Below are 16,827 nucleotides of genomic sequence, written 5' to 3' on the forward strand. Positions count from 1 at the left end.
CGGCAGCGGAATGGCCAAGAGGCATACCGCACATTAGCACTTTCATCACGGATGAATCACCGTCGACGTCGCTGCTCATGCTGAGGTGCAAGGAGCTATAATGCTGCATTATGTTTAGCTGCAACCTATAGTCCGAAATGCAATTTCTTGCCGTCGGTCTGAACCACACCACCGCGCCGGTTTCCCTGCGTGAGAAAGTCGCTTTCCCTGCTGACCAGATTCGGCAGGCAGTGGCGTCTGCGCGCGCATGGTTTGGCCGCGATGGTCTTGTGGATGCCGGCAAGGAAGCAGCGATCCTATCGACCTGTAACCGCACCGAGCTGTATGCGGCTGGCGCTGCCGCCGGCAGTGTCGAAGAAGCGATCGATGCCACGGCTCATTTCCTGGCGCACTATCACAAGCTTTCCTATTCCGAGTTGCGGCCCTATCTCTATACCTTGCCGCAGGATCATGCCGTCCGGCACGCCTTCCGCGTCGCTTCCGGGCTCGATTCCATGGTGCTGGGCGAGCCGCAAATCCTCGGGCAAATGAAGGATGCCGTGCGCCATGCGGAAGCGGCGGGCGGCCTCGGCACTTACCTGCACCAGATGTTCCAGCGCACCTTTGCGGTTGCCAAGGAAGTGCGCAGCACCACTGCCATCGGCACCCAGAGCGTCTCGATGGCTGCGGCAGCCGTGCGCCTGTCGCAGCGGATTTTCGACACCATCACCGAGCAGAATGTCTTGTTCATCGGCGCGGGGGAAATGATCGAATTGTGCGCCACGCACTTCGCTGCCCAGCGGCCGAAATCGCTCACCATCGCCAATCGTACCCTGGAGCGTGGCGAAGCATTGGCGCGCCGCTTCGATGGCCGTGCCATTCGCCTGGCGGAATTGCCGGATCAGCTGGCAAATTTTGACATCGTCGTATCGTCCACTGCCTCATCCCTGCCGATCATCGGCCTGGGCATGGTCGAGCGCGCCATCAAGGTACGCCGCCACAAGCCGATGTTCATGGTGGACCTGGCGGTGCCGCGCGATATCGAAGCCGAGGTCGGCCGCCTGAACGACGTTTTCCTCTATACCGTGGATGACCTGGCGTCGGCAGTGCAGACTGGCCTGGAAAACCGCCAGGCTGCCGTGGCGCAGGCGGAAGCCATCATCGAAACCCGCGTGCGCTCTTTCATGCACTGGGTGGAAAGCCGCGCGGTGGTGCCATTGATTCAAGACTTGCATGAGACCAGCGAAGCTTTCCGCCTGGCCGAACTGGAACGCGCGCGCAAGCTGCTGGCCAAGGGCGAGGATATCGATACCGTGCTGGAAGCGCTGTCGAAAGGCCTGACTGCCAAGTTCCTGCATGGCCCGCAACAAGCCCTGCATGAAGCGCAAGGCGACGAGCGCGCGCGCCTCGCCACGCTCTTGCCGCATCTGTTCCGCACCAAGCGCTAGCTGCGCTGCCTGGCCGATATCGGCCACTTCCCTTTCGGGATCGCGTCTAATTTGCACGATTCCTTGTCCGAGATTCCTTGATTCACCCAGCACCCAGACTGGATACACCAATGAAACCTTCGCTGCTTGCCAAACTCGATCAGCTCACCCACCGCCTGGCGGAAGTCAACGACCTGCTGTCGCAGGAAAACGCGACGGCCGACATGGATAATTACCGCAAGCTCTCGCGCGAGCACGCCGAACTGGGGCCGCTGGTCGAGGTGTACAACGCCTACGTCCAGGCCGACAAGGATGTGCAAACTGCGCAGGAATTGCTGGCCGACCCGGACATGAAGGAATTCGCACAGGAAGAAATCGCGGCGGCAAAGGCGCGCATGGAACAGCTGGAAGTCGATTTGCAAAAGATGCTGCTGCCGAAAGATCCGAATGACGAGCGCAATATTTTCCTGGAAATCCGCGCCGGCACCGGCGGCGACGAAGCGGGGCTCTTTGCCGGCGATCTGCTGCGCATGTACACGCGCTATGCCGAACGCAATCGTTGGCAAGTCGAGCTGATTTCCGAGTCTCCCTCTGAAGTTGGCGGATACAAGGAAGTCATCGTGCGCATCGTCGGCTTTGGCGCCTACTCGAAGTTGAAGTTCGAGTCGGGCGGCCATCGTGTGCAGCGCGTGCCGGCCACCGAAACGCAGGGCCGCATTCATACTTCCGCCTGCACGGTGGCGGTGATGCCGGAAGCCGATGAAGTGGAAGACGTCAATATCAATCAGGCGGACCTGCGTATCGACACTTTCCGCGCTTCGGGCGCCGGCGGCCAGCACATCAACAAGACCGATTCGGCGGTACGCATAACTCACCTGCCGACCGGCATCGTGGTCGAATGCCAGGACGACCGCAGCCAGCACAAGAACAAGGCGCAAGCCATGAAGGTATTGGCAGCGCGCATCAAGGATGTCCAGATGCGCGAGCAACAAGCCAAGGAAGCGGCCACGCGCAAGTCGCTCATCGGCTCGGGCGACCGCAGCGAACGCATTCGCACGTATAATTTCCCGCAAGGCCGCATGACTGACCACCGCATCAACCTGACGCTGTACAAGCTCGACTTCATCATGGATGGCGACCTGGAAGAGTTGACGACGGCTCTCGCCGCCGAGCATCAGGCCGAGTTGCTGGCCGAACTCGGTGAGGGAGCATAAATAGGATAGGCAAGCGCAGCCTCAGATGCTGCCAAAGCCACCATAACAAACGAAATGGAATCGCGATGAAACAAACCAAACTTGTCTTGCTCGGCGTTGCCATCGCCGCCATCGCCCTGCTGGGTGCGGCGCTTTATCTGCAATTCAACAAGGGCATGCTACCCTGCCCCTGGTGCATCATTCAGCGCTATATTTTCGCCGCCATCGCGCTGATCTGCCTGATTGCGGCCTTCCTGCCGCAAGGCGCTGCGCGTGCCGGCGCCGGCCTGGGTTTTCTGACATCGCTGGGTGGCATCGGTGCGGGAAGCTGGCTGCTGTGGGTACAAGCCAATCCAAATGTCTCTTGCGGCATCGATCCGCTGGAAACGTCGCTGAACAAGGTGTTCCTGGCAGAGTTGCTGCCTGCGGTATTCAAGGCCGATGGCTTGTGCACTACCCAATATCCGCCATTGCTCGGCTTGTCGGTCGCCCAATGGTCGACGGTCTGGTTCGCCATCTTCGCCATCGTGCTCGGCTGGACAGCTTTCAAGCGCCGGCGTTGATCCTGCCGCCGTGCCTCACGAACCCCGCTCTCCATTCACGCTGGCCGCCGGCGATACGCTGGCGGCTGCCTTACGCAATATTCCGCTGCCCGCATTAGAGATCCGTATCCTTGCCAGCCATACGCTGGGATTAACGCGGGTGCAATTGATCACGCAAGCCGACCGCTCCCTGACCGACGCCGAAGCTAATGCCCTGAAGGAGCTTGTCCGCCGTCGCCTGGCCGGTGAGCCGATTGCCTACATCGTCGGCCAGCGCGAATTCTTTGGTCTGCCCTTCACCGTTACCCCGGCTGTGTTGATTCCCCGTCCGGAGACGGAGTTGCTGGTGGAGCTGGCGCTGGAACGCCTGCCGCCAAATGGGCGCGTGCTCGACCTTGGCACCGGCTCCGGCGCCATCGCAGTGGCCATTGCCCATCAGCGCCCGGATGCGAATGTGACCGCCCTCGACGCCAGCCATGAGGCGCTGGAAGTCGCGCGCGGCAATGCCGAACGCAATCACGCCAGGGTGAGCTTCCTGCATAGCGATTGGTATAGCGCCCTTGGCCGGGAAATTTTCGATGTCATCGTCGCCAACCCGCCTTATATTGAAAAGAACGACCCGCATCTTGCCCAAGGCGATTTGCGTTTCGAGCCGGTGGATGCGCTGACCGATCATGCCGACGGCCTGTCGGACCTTGCCACCATTGTCGCCGGCGCCGGTCAGCATTTGGCTGATGCCGGCTGGCTGTTGATGGAGCATGGCTACGATCAGGCCCAAGCCGTGCGTGACTTGCTGACAAAACAAGGATTCGGCAAGGTGCAAAGCTGGCGAGACCTGGCGGATATCGAACGGGTTTCCGGCGGCTGCTTGAAGACCTGAAGGCTTAGACTGCCGTCACGCCCGCAGATTCTGGCGAGGCTGCATCCTGATCCATCTGGCAGTGCGTATCCATCCGCACCTGATTGCGGCCAAGCTTCTTGGCCTCGTATAAGGCGGCGTCCGCCCTGGCGATGAGCGTATCGGAATTATCGTCCGGCATTGGCACCATGATGCCAATGCCCACGCTCACGGTCAGATGCAAGCGCTTGTCGTCGAATTCCACTACCCGCTCCTGCACGCGCGACCGCACCTCTTCCGCCAGCGCGGCAACTCCTGCCGCATCGCCGTGCGGAATAATCAGGCAAAACTCTTCGCCGCCGTAACGCGCCGCGTGATCCGATGGCCGCCTGAGCGAGCCCTGCAATACATTCGCCACGGCCTTGATGCAGACGTCGCCGCACAGATGGCCGTAACGGTCATTGATCGACTTGAAGTGATCGATATCCACCATGATGAGCGCGATGGGATATTGCTGGCGCATGGCGCGGCGCCATTCCTCGGCATAGCGTTCGTTAAAGAACTTGCGGTTCTTGATGCCGGTGAGCGGATCGACCAGATTCAATTCATGCAAGGCCTTGTTGGCGTCAGCGAGTTTCTGCAAGGCGGCGTCAAGCTCGCGGGTACGTTCCTGCACGCGCGTTTCCAGTTCCGTCGTGGCCTGGCGCTGGATCCGTTCATTCTCCTCCTTCAGGATACGCAAGCGGTCGGCCAGCGCCATGGACAGCAGGATCACTTCCAGCGCCGAACCGATTTGCTGACCATAATTGGTGATGAATACCGATGGCAGCAGGCCGAAGGTCTTCAGGGCATACAGGAGGGAGCCAATCAGAAACACGGACCAGGCGATCATGAAATAGCGCGCCGGCTTGACCCCTTTGGCCAGCGCGTAGCAGCCAGTGGCGAATGCCATCACGCTGGCGATCACGCCTTCCAATGTGCCCAGGCGGATCACCAATGGATACGGTGCAAAGAACGCGGCGGCGGCTGTCGCCACCGAGATGAGCAAGAAGGCCGTGAAAAAGTGGTTCAGGCGCGGGAAATTCTTGCCGATGTCCAGGAAGGAGCGGGTGAACTCCGTCACGCCGATGGAGCCCATGCAAAGGAAAATTGGCAGCGCCGTGTTGGCCCATGCGGGCGCATCCGGCCAGAGGTATTCGTAAGTCAGACCATGCAACGTCGCCTGGAACAGGAAGAAGGCCAGGAGGTAGCTGACGTAATAGAGATAGGGCTTATCGCGCGTGGAAAGGAACAGGACCAGGTTGAAGACGAACAGGCCGGCCAGGATGCCGTAGAAAAGACCCATCAGGTGCTGCTCGTGCTCCTTTGCTTCAATATAGGTCGGCATATTCCACAACACGAGCGGCAATTGCATGGAGCTGTTGGTGCGGACATTGACATACACATCCCGGCTGTCACCAGGCTGGACCTCCAGCAGAAAGTTGATATTGCGCTCTTTGATTGCGCGTGCATCGAAGGGGCGGCGGTCGCCGCCGCGCATGACCGCATGCGAGCCGTCCGGCGCAACCAGGTAAATATCCACATGGTCGAGCGGCGGATACAACACCTCAAGCAGCCAGTCCTTGAACCGGGCCGAGCGATTCTCGATTGTGAAACGGAACCACATGCTGGAGGAAGTGAAGCCAAAGCTCGGCGTGGAAGCGTTGACGGGTTGAAACCCCCTTGTACCCGCCGCAGCGCGTATCTCCTCAAACGTCAGCTTGCCGGAGGCATCTTCAACATACTCCAGCTGACTGGAGACTGCATAGCGGCCAGTGTCGGCATCCAGAACAACCGGCGCTGAACTCGCCTGCGCACCAATCGAAAACAAGAGTGCGATGACGAAAAAGCAAGGCAGGCAGAAAACTATATTTACGATTTTTCTTATCATTTTAAAAATGACATCTGCCATACCAGGAGCTAGTGACCAGGCCCGGCAAAACCCTCGCAGCGCACCATGGCGCCGCTGAAAATCCGGGACATACGCAGATGTTCACTGCCTGTCACATTAACAGGCAGTATAGCTCAATATTTTTACCGAGAAATAAACGCATGCGCAATTTCATACACCCCATTGCGCGGTCTTCAGCGTCCCGGAGTCGCATGCCAGCCCTTGTCAAGACTGGCGATTTCACACGAATTGCGTATCATGTCCAGCTTGTTTCATTACCTCGTATCAATTCATGCTGCCCTCGATTGAACAACGCCTTGCACTAGAACTTGTCGCCAAGCCGGCCCAGGTTGCCGCCGCCATCGCTCTCCTGGACGAAGGCGCCACCGTTCCCTTCATCGCCCGCTACCGCAAGGAAGCTACCGGCGGGCTGGATGATACCCAACTGCGCCTGCTGGAAGAGCGCCTGCGTTATCTGCGCGAACTGGAAGACCGCCGCGCAGCCGTGATCGCCTCCATCGAGGAACAAGGCAAGATGACACCCGCCCTGCTGGATGCCATCACCCATGCCGAAGACAAGACCCGCCTGGAAGACCTCTACCTGCCCTACAAGCCCAAGCGCCGCACCAAGGCTCAGATTGCAGCGGAAGCCGGCCTGACGGAACTGGCCGATGCGTTGCTGACCAACCCGAATTTGAATCCGGAAGAAGAAGCCGCCAAGTATCTGAAGCCGGCGTTCACTACCGCCAATGGCGACAATCCCGGCGTGGCCGATGCCAAAGCCGCGCTCGACGGCGCCCGCCAAATCCTCATGGAGCGCTTTGCCGAAGATGCCGGCCTGCTGCAGTCGCTGCGCGAATACCTGACCGAACATGGCGTGGTCGAATCCAAGGTCGTCGAGGGTAAGCAGGAAGCCGGTGAAAAATTTGCCGATTACTTCGACTATTCCGAAACGCTCGGCACCATGCCTTCGCACCGCGCGCTGGCGCTGTTCCGTGGTCGTCGCGAAGAAATCCTGAATGTATCGCTGCGTCTCGATTCGGAAGAGGAAAAGCCGAAGTGGGACGCGCCGCATAATCCATGTGAAGGCCGCATCGCCAAGCAGTTTGGCATCGCCAACCAGGGCCGCCCGGCCGACAAGTGGCTTTCGGATACCGTGCGCTGGGCCTGGCGCGTGAAAGTCTTCATGCACCTGGAAACCGAATTGATGACCAAGTTGCGCGAAGAAGCGGAAACGGAAGCCATCCATGTCTTCGCCCGTAACCTGAAGGACTTGCTGCTGGCCGCGCCTGCCGGCCCGCGCGCCACCATGGGCCTGGACCCGGGCTTGCGCACCGGCGTAAAAGTCGCGGTGGTCGACGCCACCGGCAAGGTGGTCGATACCGCCACCATCTACCCGCACCAGCCGCGCAATGACTGGCACGGCTCGCTCCACACACTGTCGCAACTCGCCGAAAAGCACAAGGTGTCGCTCATCTCGATCGGCAATGGCACCGCTTCACGCGAAACCGACAAGTTGGCGCAAGACTTGATCAAGCTGCGCCCGGAACTCAAGCTCACCAAGATCGTGGTTTCCGAAGCCGGCGCCTCGGTGTATTCGGCGTCCGAATTCGCTTCCAAGGAATTGCCGGAACTGGACGTGTCCCTGCGCGGCGCCGTCTCGATTGCGCGTCGCTTGCAAGACCCGCTTGCCGAACTGGTCAAGATCGATCCGAAGTCGATTGGCGTCGGCCAGTACCAGCACGATGTCAGCCAGTCGCAACTGGCCCGTTCGCTCGACGCCGTGGTGGAGGATTGCGTCAACGCCGTCGGCGTCGATGTGAACACCGCGTCGGCGCCGCTGCTGGCGCGCGTGTCCGGCCTGAATGGCAGTGTCGCGCAAAGCATCGTCAGCTATCGCGACATGAAAGGCATGTTTCGCTCGCGCGCCGATCTGCGCGCCGTACCGCGCCTGGGCGACAAGACCTTTGAACAAGCTGCGGGTTTCCTGCGCATCATGGGCGGCGAGAATCCGCTCGATGCCTCGGCGGTGCACCCGGAATCCTATCCATTGGTGGAAAAGATCCTCGCCGATATCAAGAAAGATGTGAAAAGCGTGATCGGTGAAGCCGGTTTGCTGAAGACGATTCAGCCGGCCAAGTACGCCGATGAAAAATTCGGCGTCCCGACCATCACCGATATCTTGAAGGAATTGGAGAAGCCCGGCCGCGATCCCCGCCCGGAATTCACCACGGCCACCTTCAAGGAAGGCGTCGAGGAAATCAGGGACCTGCGTCCGGACATGATCCTCGAAGGCGTTGTCACGAACGTGGCAGCCTTCGGCGCCTTCGTCGATATCGGCGTGCACCAAGATGGCCTGGTGCATATTTCCGCCCTGTCGAATACCTTCGTCAAGGACCCGCATTCGGTCGTCAAGGCGGGCCAGGTAGTGAAAGTCAAAGTGCTGGAAGTCGATGAAAAGCGGAAACGCATTGCCTTGACCATGCGCCTGACCGACACGCCGCCACAATCCGGCGCCAAGCCTGCGCAGCGCGGCGACCGCAACGATGCCAAACGTCTTGCGCAGCATCAGAACGTGCGTGAGCCGGCGATGAATAGTGCAATGGCGGCAGCATTTGCCAAGCTGAAGTCCTGAGCTGCAACCGACCTGCAACTGAAGCGGGATACTTTTATAATGGCGAAACCAACTTTAGAGAGGCAGCCATGAGCGATGTACAAAACTGGATCAAAGAAACCGTTACCCAGCACCCGGTGGTGCTGTTCATGAAAGGCACGGCGCAATTTCCGCAATGCGGCTTTTCCAGTCGCGCGGTGCAACTGCTCAAAGCGGCCGGCGCCAACGATATCGTCACCGTCAACGTGCTGGAAAACCCGGAAGTCCGCCAGGGCATCAAGGATTATTCCAACTGGCCGACCATCCCGCAGCTGTACGTCAAGGGTGAATTCATCGGCGGCTCCGACATCATGTCTGAAATGTTTGAATCGGGCGAACTGCAAACGCTGCTGAAGGACTGATGTGACACTGCCAGCCGCCGCAGCGAAGTCGCGACGGCTGATCGTCGCCATTACCGGCGCCACCGGCGCCGTGTACGGCGTACGCCTGCTGCAAATTCTCCGCACCATTCCCGGCATTGAGACGCACCTGCTCGTATCGGAAGCCGGCGTGCTCAATCTGCATCAGGAACTGGGACTTAGCCGCAAGGCTGTCGAAAGCCTGGCGCATGTGATCCATAACGTGCGCGATGTCGGCGCATCGATTGCCAGCGGCTCCTTTCAGTCCGATGGCATGGTCGTCGCTCCCTGCTCCATGAAAACCCTGGCGGCGGTTGCACATGGCCTTGCCGACAATCTCATTACACGTGCGGCAGACGTCGTATTGAAAGAGCGTCGCCGGCTTGTCCTGATGGTGCGGGAAACCCCTTTCAACCTTGCGCACTTGCGCAACATGACGGCGGTAACCGAAATGGGCGGCATTATTTTTCCGCCTTTGCCGGCGTTTTACCATCAACCGCAAAGCATCGAAGACATGGTCGACCATACGCTGGCTCGAGTACTGGACTTATTCGATATCTCGCACGAACTGGCGCCGCGCTGGCAAGGCATGCGCGGCGGTGAAGCGTAGACGACGCCTCGCATTAACGAATTAAAGAAAATGGCAGACAACAAATACGGCGCATGGCTCAGGAAAATTGGCGATCGTGAGGCGGCATCCAGCATGGCGCGTGAATGTGCCTTCGCTATGCTGTTCTGGGCGGTCGTGCAAGCGGCTTTTGCATGGAAATACGGTCCGTCCCTATTCGGGCACGCTGTCGTCCTCGCTGTAGGAGGCTTTTGTCTGCTGCGCTGGAAGAGCCGTGGCGCTGCGGTGGCGTTGGCACTGTACGCATTGATCAACATGAGCATCACGCTGGCGATCAATTCCGGCGTGGCGATTGAAGGCGGCAAGAACCTTGCGCTGGCCCTCATGATCTCGTGGACCGCAGTCAAGGCAGTCGAAGCCACTTTCCGCTTGCAGGGCCGCTTTGCCTTCCTGCCTGCGCCAGCGCCAGCGACGCATTCCTGAATCAGCGACGCATATGAAAAAAGCTTACGTACCCGAAGGGACGTAAGCTTTTTATTTGGTGCCGGCTGCAGGACTTGAACCCGCCACCCCCTGATTACAAGTCAGGTGCTCTACCAGATGAGCTAAGCCGGCGAAACTGAAAGAGCGCGTATTGTACTGGATTATTTAATCCGCGTCAGTGTCGGACGACCACCTTTTTTTGGTGGCTCATCATTTCCATCAGGAGAAGTGCCTTCCGGCTTGTTTTCCGAAGGCGTCGGCACGGAAGTCAGACTGGTCGGCTCCGTGCGCGTGGCGCTATCGATCTCGCCTTCCATTGCCTGAACTTCATCGGGAGAAGGCCTCACGACGTCGAATGCCATGCCCTGGCCATTCTCGCGCGCATAGATCGCAATCACGTTTTCCACCGGGATGACGATATCGCGCGATACGCCACCAAAACGCGCGCTGAAATGGATGAAGTCATTATCCATCTTCAACCCGCTGGTGGCATCGAAACTAATGTTCAGAACAATTTCGCCATTCTTCACGAATTGCATCGGCACGCGGGTACGGCCATCGACCATCACCGCCAGATAAGGCGTATAGCCATTATCTGTGCACCATTCGTAAATGGCACGCACCAAATAGGGTTTGGTCGATGTTTCGGACATGCTATGCAATCGCTATGGAATTAAAACCGCAAATCAGCGGCGCATTACTTTCTCGGACGGGGTCAGTGCTTCGATATACGCCGGGCGGGAGAAAATCCGTTCCGCATATTTCATCAGCGGCGCAGCCGTTTTCGACAGCTCGATGCCGTAATGATCAAGACGCCAGAGCAAGGGCGCAATCGCGACATCCAGCATGGAGAATTCGTCACCCAGCATGTATTTGTTTTTCAAGAACAAAGGTGCCAGTTCCGTCAGGCGGTCACGAATTTCAGCACGGGCCTTTTCCAGCGCTTTATCGCCGGATTTGCCCTTGTCATTTTCCAGCGTATGCACGTGGATGAACAATTCTTTTTCAAAATTGAACAGCATCAAGCGAGCGCGGGCACGCATGAGCGGATCAGCCGGCATCAGCTGAGGATGCGGGAAACGTTCATCGATATATTCGTTGATGATATTCGACTCATACAGGATCAGGTCGCGCTCCACCAGGATCGGCACCTGACCATACGGATTCATCACCGAAATATCTTCCGGCTTGTTAAAGAGATCAACATCACGTACTTCAAAATCCATGCCCTTTTCAAACAGGACAAGACGGCAACGCTGAGAAAATGGGCAGGTCGTGCCCGAATAGAGAACCATCATGGTTGCAGTTCCTTAGAAACAAAGGGGTGAGACGCGTGCGCTCACCCCGATTCAACTGCCCTTTAAGGGGCTATAAGCTTATTTGACTTCTTTCCAGTACGAACGGTTCAGTAACCAAGCCAGGAAAGCAAAAACGGACAGGAACAGGAACACCCAGACGCCAAGGCGGCGGCGGGTATCCTGAACCGGCTCAGCCATCCAGGTCATGAAGCTGACGAGGTCGGCTACGTCACGGTCATATTCCAGATTAGACAATTTACCCGGCTTGACTTGTTCGAACCCGGCAAAGCGGTGAATGGTCTTGGAATGATCGTGCGGATCCTTGGCTTCCTCGAACTTGGCAGTGCGAATGCCTTGTAATTCCCATAAGGCATGTGGCATACCGACGTTCGGGAATACCATGTTGTTCCAGCCGGTCGGGCGGGTATCGTCCTTGTAGAAAGTGCGCAGGTACGTATACAGCCAGTCAGGGCCGCTGCCTTCGGCAGATGCTTTAGCACGGGCAATTACCGACAAGTCCGGCGGTGCGGCGCCGAACCATTCCTTGGCATCTTTTGCCGACAGGGTGACTGTCATCAGGTCGCCAACTTTATTACCCGCAAAAAGCAGGTTGTTTTTGATTTGCTCGTCTGTCAAACCGATATCGCGCATGCGGTTGTAGCGCATGTTCGATGCAGCATGGCAGTTCAAGCAATAGTTGACGAAAATCTTGGCGCCGTTCTGGAGGGATGCCAGATCGCGCGTATGGTCCGGCGCGGCATCCAGAGGAAAACCGCCGCCAGCCGCCAGCGCAACGGCCGGCGCAAACGCCAAGGCTGCAAGTAATTTTTTCAGCAATTTCATATTGTTTTATCCTTTGCAGCTTAGTGCGGATGGAAAGTCACGCGGCTGGGGACCGGCTTGAACTGGCCCATCGCGCTCCACCACGGCATCAGCAGGAAGAAGCCGAAATAGATGAAGGTGCAGATCTGCGAAACCAGGGTACGGCCAGCGGTCGGCGGCTGCACACCCAGATAGCCCAGCACCAGGAAGGCTACGCCGAAGATGGCGTAGACATACTTGTGCCAGTCCGGACGATAACGGATCGATTTCACCGGCGAGTGATCCAGCCACGGCAAGGCAGCCATGATCAGCACCGACACGCCCATCAGCACGACGCCCCAGAACTTGGCGTCGAAAATCGACATGGCGATGATCACCACGACACCGATCACGGCAGCCGCCAGCTTGATCTTAGCGGGCAGCTTCGTGCGCAGCCAGACCAGCGCGACATAGGCAGCGATGCCAGCCTGCAGCCAGATCATGAAGTCGGAAGTGGTCGCACGCAGGATCGAGTAGAACGGCGTGAAGTACCAGACCGGCGCGATATGCGGCGGCGTCTTCAGCGGATCAGCCGGGATGAAGTTGTTGTACTCCAGGAAGTAGCCCCCCATTTCCGGCGCAAAGAACACCACGGCCGAGAAGATCGCCAGGAAGCAGGCCACCCCGAACAAATCCTTGAAGGTGTAATACGGATGCGAAGGAATGCCGTCGATCGGATGACCATCCGCACCAAGCGTATCCTTGACTTCGATGCCGTCCGGGTTGTTCGAACCCACTTCGTGCAGCGCGATCAGGTGAGCCGCCACGAGACCCAACAGCACCAGCGGAATGGCGATCACGTGGAACGAGAAGAAGCGGTTCAGGGTCGCGTCGGACACGACGTAGTCACCGCGGATCCACAGCGACAGATCCGGGCCGATGAACGGGATTGCGCCGAACAGGTTGACGATCACCTGCGCGCCCCAGTACGACATCTGGCCCCACGGCAGCAGGTAGCCGAAGAAGGCTTCGGCCATCAGGCACAGGAAGATGCCGACACCGAACAGCCAGATCAGCTCGCGCGGCTTGCGGTAGGAGCCGTACAGCAGACCACGGGTCATGTGCAGGTAGACCACGATGAAGAAGGCCGAGGCCCCGGTGGAGTGCATGTAGCGCACCAGCCAGCCCCAGGGCACATCGCGCATGATGTATTCGACCGAAGCGAACGCCAGGTTGGCATCCGGCTTGTAGTGCATGACCAGGAAAATACCGGTAACGATCTGGATCACCAGCACCAGCATGGCCAGCGAGCCGAACAGGTACCAGACGTTGAAGTTTTTCGGAGCGTAGTACTTGCCCCACTGGTCATTCCACAGCTTCGACAACGGGAAGCGGGCATCGACCCAGTTCAGCGCCTTGGCGGATACGGGCGCATCGGCAGGGAGTTTTTTCTCTACGAATGCCATGATTACGCTTCCCCTTTCTCATCCTTGCCGATCACCAGCTTGGTGTCGGAAAGATACATGTGGCGCGGCACCGGGAGGTTGTCCGGCGCAGGAACGTTCTTGTACACGCGTCCGGCAACGTCGAAAATCGAACCATGGCAGGGGCACAGGAAGCCGCCTTGCCAGTCATCCGGCAGCGAAGGCTGCGGGCCGGCTTGCAGCTTGGTCGTCGGCGAGCAGCCCAGGTGGGTGCAGATGCCGATGGCAACCAGATATTCCGGCTTGATCGAGCGGGTCTCGTTGCGAGCATATTCCGGCGTGAATTCATCCGGGTTACGCTGCGACTTGGGGTCGGCGAGCTTGCTATCCAGCTTCGGCAATTCCGCGATCATTTCCGGCGTGCGGCGCAATACCCATACCGGCTTGCCGCGCCATTCGACGGTTTTCATTTGTCCCGGAGCCAGGTCCGAGATATCTACTTCCACCGGCGCTCCAGCGGCCTTGGCGCGCTCGGATGGCTGAAAGGTGGACACAAACGCTCCGGCCGTGGCCAAACCAGCCACGCCTCCTGCCGCACATGTGGCGACAAGCAATCCGCGCCGGCCTGAATCGACCTGCTTTTCGTTACTCATACCCTACCCCGATATAGTCAAATTGCGAAAGCTGCACGAAACTTCTAGCAACATTAAATTATAACGAAGTCATGCTTCGTTTCAAAGAAATTCCAATTATGGAAATATTTCGGCATGCTTTTCGCCCGCTTTACGAACCTGTGCAGGCTTCGCCATTTGGGCTGCACCATATTGGAATTAACTGCATTTACGTCGTTTTTGATGCAATAAGGTTAAAATCCTCGCTTATTTTTATATAGGAAGGAGTCGTAACCATGGGAATGATGCAGGAATTCAAAGAGTTCGCCGTCAAAGGCAATGTGGTCGATTTGGCCGTGGCTGTGATCATTGGCGGCGCGTTTGGCCGGATCGTCGATTCGGTAGTGCAAGACCTCATCATGCCATTGGTTGGCAGATTGTTAGGCGGCCTGGATTTTTCCAGCTATTACCTTCCCTTGAACAATCAAGGCACACAGCTACCGTTGGCTGAGGCCAAAAAGCTCGGGGCGGTGTTTGCTTACGGCAATTTCCTGACGATTTTGCTGAATTTCATCATTTTGGCGTTCATTATTTTTCTGATGGTGCGCCTGATCAATAGAGCCAAGAAGCGCGAACCGGAAGCCCCGGCCGAAACCGCGCTTGCCACGCCGGAAGACATCCTGCTGCTGCGGGAAATTCGCGATTCGCTGAAGAAGTAAGGCCTACCCATGCATCCGACCCGGATTGCTAGACTGGGTTGGGAATGTCAATGAAGCGATGGCTGATGCCGAAATGCTCGGCCAGGTGCTCACCGAGTGCTTGTACGCCATACCGCTCGGTTGCATGGTGGCCGCACGCCAGATACGCCACGCCGGTTTCGCGGGCGAGATGCACGGTCGGCTCGGAGATTTCTCCGCTCAGATAAGCAGTCGCCCCGGCGCTAATTGCGTCACCTAACATGTTTTGAGCAGCGCCGGTACACCAACCGATGCGGCCCAGCGGTTGCGCCGGGTCCCCGATTACTTGCGGGGCGCGACCGAGCGCTGTTTCAACCAGCCGCGCCAGATCCCCGACTGTCGCCACATCGACCGGTGCCCTTCCCAACCAGCCAAGCTCATCCTCGCCAAAACGTCCATCCGCCTGCAAGCCAAGCTGTCTTGCGAGTTGCGCGTTATTGCCAAGTTCGGGATGCATATCCAGTGGCAGATGATAGGCAAACAGGTTGAGATCGTGCTTCAGCAGCCGGGCAATGCGACGCTGCTTGATGCCGACGATGCGCGCATCCTCGCCGCGCCAGAAATAACCGTGATGCACCAGAATGGCATCCGCACCTGCGTCAACCGCAGCCTCGATCAGCGCCTGGCTGGCAGTGACGCCGCTGACTATGGAACCGATATGGTCGCGCCCTTCCACCTGCAGACCGTTTGGGCAATAATCGCGGAAACGTGCGATATTTAGCAGTTGTGCCAAATAATTATCGATTTCATCCCTTTTCACTATCCGCTTTTCCATACTTCCTGCCTTTTATGCGACGTTATTGGTTATTGTTTGCCCAGACTGTTACGGTTGTTCTGGCGATCTGGTTCATTGTAGCGACACTGAAGCCCGAATGGGCGGGCCGCATGTTAGGCAAATCTGAAAAGGTCAACCTGAACTGGTCTACCGTACCGGTACAGGAAGCTCCAGCCGGCCTATCGCCTACGCAAGGCTCTTATCGCGACGCCGCGCGGCGCGCCATGCCTTCCGTCGTCAACATCTATACTTCCAAGGCGTCACGCCAGCGCAACCCGATGCTGGACGACCCGCTGTTCCGCCGCTTTTTCGGTGACCGCCTGGAAGAGCAGGATGAGAAGCAGTTCAGCCTGGGTTCCGGCGTCATCGTCAGTCCGCAAGGCTATATCCTCACCAACAACCATGTCGTCGAAGCCGCCGATGAAATCGAAGTGGCGCTTGCCGATGGCCGCAAGGCAGCCGGCAAGGTCGTCGGCACCGATTCGGAAACCGATCTGGCTGTCATTAAAATCAATCTGGATAACGTGCCGGCCATTACCCTGGGCCGCGCCGAACAATTGAAGGTGGGCGATGTCGTGCTCGCCATCGGCAATCCTTTCGGCGTTGGTCAGACCGTGACCATGGGCATCGTCTCCGCGCTGGGACGCAGCCACCTGGGCATTAACACGTTCGAAAATTTCATTCAAACCGATGCCGCCATCAATCCGGGCAATTCGGGAGGCGCGCTGATCGACACGAATGGCAATCTGCTGGGCATCAATACGGCCATCTATTCACGCTCGGGCGGCTCGCTCGGCATCGGCTTTGCCATCCCTGTCACCACCGTCAAAACCGTGATGGATTCCATCATCAGCACGGGCCAGGTGGTGCGCGGCTGGATCGGCGTCGAACCGCAGGACATCACGCCCGAACTGGCGGAAAGCTTCGGCCTGAAGCAAAAGACTGGCACCATCATCGCCGGCGTGCTGCGCGGCGGCCCTGCGGATCGCGCCGGCATTCGCCCGGGCGACATCCTGATTGCCGTCGATGGCCACGTCGTCAACGATACGACCGAAATGCTGAATTTGATTGCCCAGCTCAAGCCTGGCAATAAAGCAAAGATGACGATCTTGCGCAAGAACGAGCAGACCAGCCTGGACGTGTTGGTTGGCAAGCGCCCCGTCATCCGCCGTGAAGAAAGCGACGAATAAGCCCGTCGCACAAGGATAG

Annotated in this window: 17 protein-coding genes and 1 tRNA gene; 10 read left to right on the forward strand and 8 right to left on the reverse strand. The window is 58.2% G+C overall.

Annotation, left to right across the window (positions count from 1 at the left end; genetic code table 11):
• Nucleotides 1-137 precede the first annotated feature (137 nt).
• From hemA to prmC, 4 genes are all read left to right on the forward strand, one after another.
• A complete protein-coding gene (hemA, locus tag EDC30_RS07320) occupies nucleotides 138-1,427 on the forward strand; it encodes a glutamyl-tRNA reductase (RefSeq protein ID WP_132258182.1) in 1,290 nt (429 codons plus the stop codon).
• Nucleotides 1,428-1,537: 110 nt separating this feature from the next.
• Complete coding sequence (prfA, locus tag EDC30_RS07325; protein ID WP_132258183.1) at nucleotides 1,538-2,620, forward strand: peptide chain release factor 1; 1,083 nt, start codon at nucleotides 1,538-1,540, stop codon at nucleotides 2,618-2,620.
• Between the two features lie 65 nt (nucleotides 2,621-2,685).
• Entirely contained in the window at nucleotides 2,686-3,162 is a 477-nt protein-coding gene (locus EDC30_RS07330; RefSeq protein WP_243656690.1) for a disulfide bond formation protein B, read from the forward strand.
• A gap of 10 nt (nucleotides 3,163-3,172) precedes the next feature.
• Nucleotides 3,173-4,021: a peptide chain release factor N(5)-glutamine methyltransferase gene (prmC, locus tag EDC30_RS07335; protein WP_243656691.1), complete on the forward strand. Its 849-nt coding sequence runs from the start codon at nucleotides 3,173-3,175 to the stop codon at nucleotides 4,019-4,021.
• Between the two features lie 4 nt (nucleotides 4,022-4,025).
• On the opposite strand, the gene EDC30_RS07340 is transcribed toward prmC, so the two are convergent.
• Complete coding sequence (locus tag EDC30_RS07340; RefSeq protein WP_165973761.1) at nucleotides 4,026-5,849, reverse strand: sensor domain-containing diguanylate cyclase; 1,824 nt, start codon at nucleotides 5,847-5,849, stop codon at nucleotides 4,026-4,028.
• 352 nt (nucleotides 5,850-6,201) lie between these two features.
• On the opposite strand from EDC30_RS07340, the gene EDC30_RS07345 reads away from it, so the two are divergent.
• The 4 genes from EDC30_RS07345 to EDC30_RS07360 all read left to right on the forward strand — a co-directional run bounded on the left by EDC30_RS07345 (nucleotide 6,202) and on the right by EDC30_RS07360 (nucleotide 9,972).
• Nucleotides 6,202-8,544: a Tex family protein gene (locus EDC30_RS07345; protein WP_132258186.1), complete on the forward strand. Its 2,343-nt coding sequence runs from the start codon at nucleotides 6,202-6,204 to the stop codon at nucleotides 8,542-8,544.
• 68 nt (nucleotides 8,545-8,612) lie between these two features.
• On the forward strand, nucleotides 8,613-8,924 hold the full coding sequence (gene grxD / locus EDC30_RS07350) for a Grx4 family monothiol glutaredoxin (protein ID WP_132258187.1): 312 nt from the start codon (nucleotides 8,613-8,615) through the stop codon (nucleotides 8,922-8,924).
• A gap of 1 nt (nucleotide 8,925) precedes the next feature.
• A complete protein-coding gene (locus EDC30_RS07355) occupies nucleotides 8,926-9,531 on the forward strand; it encodes a UbiX family flavin prenyltransferase (RefSeq protein WP_424446905.1) in 606 nt (201 codons plus the stop codon).
• Between the two features lie 30 nt (nucleotides 9,532-9,561).
• Nucleotides 9,562-9,972, forward strand: coding sequence for a hypothetical protein (locus EDC30_RS07360; RefSeq protein ID WP_132258188.1), 411 nt, complete (start codon nucleotides 9,562-9,564; stop codon nucleotides 9,970-9,972).
• Between the two features lie 56 nt (nucleotides 9,973-10,028).
• On the opposite strand, the gene EDC30_RS07365 is transcribed toward EDC30_RS07360, so the two are convergent.
• The 6 genes from EDC30_RS07365 to petA form a co-directional block, all read right to left on the reverse strand.
• A tRNA-Thr gene (locus EDC30_RS07365) sits at nucleotides 10,029-10,104 on the reverse strand.
• A gap of 29 nt (nucleotides 10,105-10,133) precedes the next feature.
• A complete protein-coding gene (locus EDC30_RS07370) occupies nucleotides 10,134-10,625 on the reverse strand; it encodes a ClpXP protease specificity-enhancing factor (RefSeq protein ID WP_132258189.1) in 492 nt (163 codons plus the stop codon).
• Nucleotides 10,626-10,658: 33 nt separating this feature from the next.
• Nucleotides 10,659-11,270 (reverse strand): glutathione S-transferase N-terminal domain-containing protein, encoded by a 612-nt coding sequence (locus tag EDC30_RS07375; RefSeq protein ID WP_132258190.1) that lies wholly within the window; start codon nucleotides 11,268-11,270, stop codon nucleotides 10,659-10,661.
• A 78-nt stretch (nucleotides 11,271-11,348) separates the two neighbouring features.
• Nucleotides 11,349-12,113: a cytochrome c1 gene (locus EDC30_RS07380; RefSeq protein ID WP_132258191.1), complete on the reverse strand. Its 765-nt coding sequence runs from the start codon at nucleotides 12,111-12,113 to the stop codon at nucleotides 11,349-11,351.
• A gap of 20 nt (nucleotides 12,114-12,133) precedes the next feature.
• On the reverse strand, nucleotides 12,134-13,540 hold the full coding sequence (locus EDC30_RS07385; RefSeq protein WP_207907244.1) for a cytochrome b: 1,407 nt from the start codon (nucleotides 13,538-13,540) through the stop codon (nucleotides 12,134-12,136).
• Nucleotides 13,540-14,148 (reverse strand): ubiquinol-cytochrome c reductase iron-sulfur subunit, encoded by a 609-nt coding sequence (gene petA / locus EDC30_RS07390; RefSeq protein ID WP_132258193.1) that lies wholly within the window; start codon nucleotides 14,146-14,148, stop codon nucleotides 13,540-13,542. Before petA ends, EDC30_RS07385 begins: the two co-directional genes overlap by 1 nt.
• A 254-nt stretch (nucleotides 14,149-14,402) precedes the next feature.
• Between petA and mscL the strand changes: the two genes are divergently transcribed.
• Nucleotides 14,403-14,825 (forward strand): large conductance mechanosensitive channel protein MscL, encoded by a 423-nt coding sequence (gene mscL / locus EDC30_RS07395; protein ID WP_132258194.1) that lies wholly within the window; start codon nucleotides 14,403-14,405, stop codon nucleotides 14,823-14,825.
• A 28-nt stretch (nucleotides 14,826-14,853) separates the two neighbouring features.
• Here mscL and EDC30_RS07400 read toward each other — a convergent pair whose 3' ends face one another.
• Complete coding sequence (locus EDC30_RS07400) at nucleotides 14,854-15,603, reverse strand: Nif3-like dinuclear metal center hexameric protein (RefSeq protein WP_132258497.1); 750 nt, start codon at nucleotides 15,601-15,603, stop codon at nucleotides 14,854-14,856.
• 29 nt (nucleotides 15,604-15,632) lie between these two features.
• Between EDC30_RS07400 and EDC30_RS07405 the strand changes: the two genes are divergently transcribed.
• The gene (locus tag EDC30_RS07405) at nucleotides 15,633-16,808 is read left to right on the forward strand and encodes a Do family serine endopeptidase (RefSeq protein ID WP_132258195.1); all 1,176 of its coding nucleotides are present in this window, start codon (nucleotides 15,633-15,635) and stop codon (nucleotides 16,806-16,808) included.
• Nucleotides 16,809-16,827 lie beyond the last annotated feature (19 nt).

Origin of the sequence: Paucimonas lemoignei, from assembly GCF_004342585.1 — a bacterium.
Taxonomy (GTDB): Bacteria; Pseudomonadota; Gammaproteobacteria; order Burkholderiales; family Burkholderiaceae_D; genus Paucimonas; species Paucimonas lemoignei.

Coding starts and splice junctions, on each gene's coding strand:
- EDC30_RS07330 (WP_243656690.1), top strand. CDS start 2,686: ATGAAACAAACCAAACTTGTCTTGCTCGGCGTTGCCATCGCCGCCATC.
- mscL (WP_132258194.1), top strand. CDS start 14,403: ATGGGAATGATGCAGGAATTCAAAGAGTTCGCCGTCAAAGGCAATGTG.
- prfA (WP_132258183.1), top strand. CDS start 1,538: ATGAAACCTTCGCTGCTTGCCAAACTCGATCAGCTCACCCACCGCCTG.
- EDC30_RS07375 (WP_132258190.1), bottom strand. CDS start 11,270: ATGATGGTTCTCTATTCGGGCACGACCTGCCCATTTTCTCAGCGTTGC.
- EDC30_RS07380 (WP_132258191.1), bottom strand. CDS start 12,113: ATGAAATTGCTGAAAAAATTACTTGCAGCCTTGGCGTTTGCGCCGGCC.
- EDC30_RS07345 (WP_132258186.1), top strand. CDS start 6,202: ATGCTGCCCTCGATTGAACAACGCCTTGCACTAGAACTTGTCGCCAAG.
- grxD (WP_132258187.1), top strand. CDS start 8,613: ATGAGCGATGTACAAAACTGGATCAAAGAAACCGTTACCCAGCACCCG.
- EDC30_RS07360 (WP_132258188.1), top strand. CDS start 9,562: ATGGCAGACAACAAATACGGCGCATGGCTCAGGAAAATTGGCGATCGT.
- EDC30_RS07405 (WP_132258195.1), top strand. CDS start 15,633: ATGCGACGTTATTGGTTATTGTTTGCCCAGACTGTTACGGTTGTTCTG.
- EDC30_RS07370 (WP_132258189.1), bottom strand. CDS start 10,625: ATGTCCGAAACATCGACCAAACCCTATTTGGTGCGTGCCATTTACGAA.
- petA (WP_132258193.1), bottom strand. CDS start 14,148: ATGAGTAACGAAAAGCAGGTCGATTCAGGCCGGCGCGGATTGCTTGTC.
- hemA (WP_132258182.1), top strand. CDS start 138: ATGCAATTTCTTGCCGTCGGTCTGAACCACACCACCGCGCCGGTTTCC.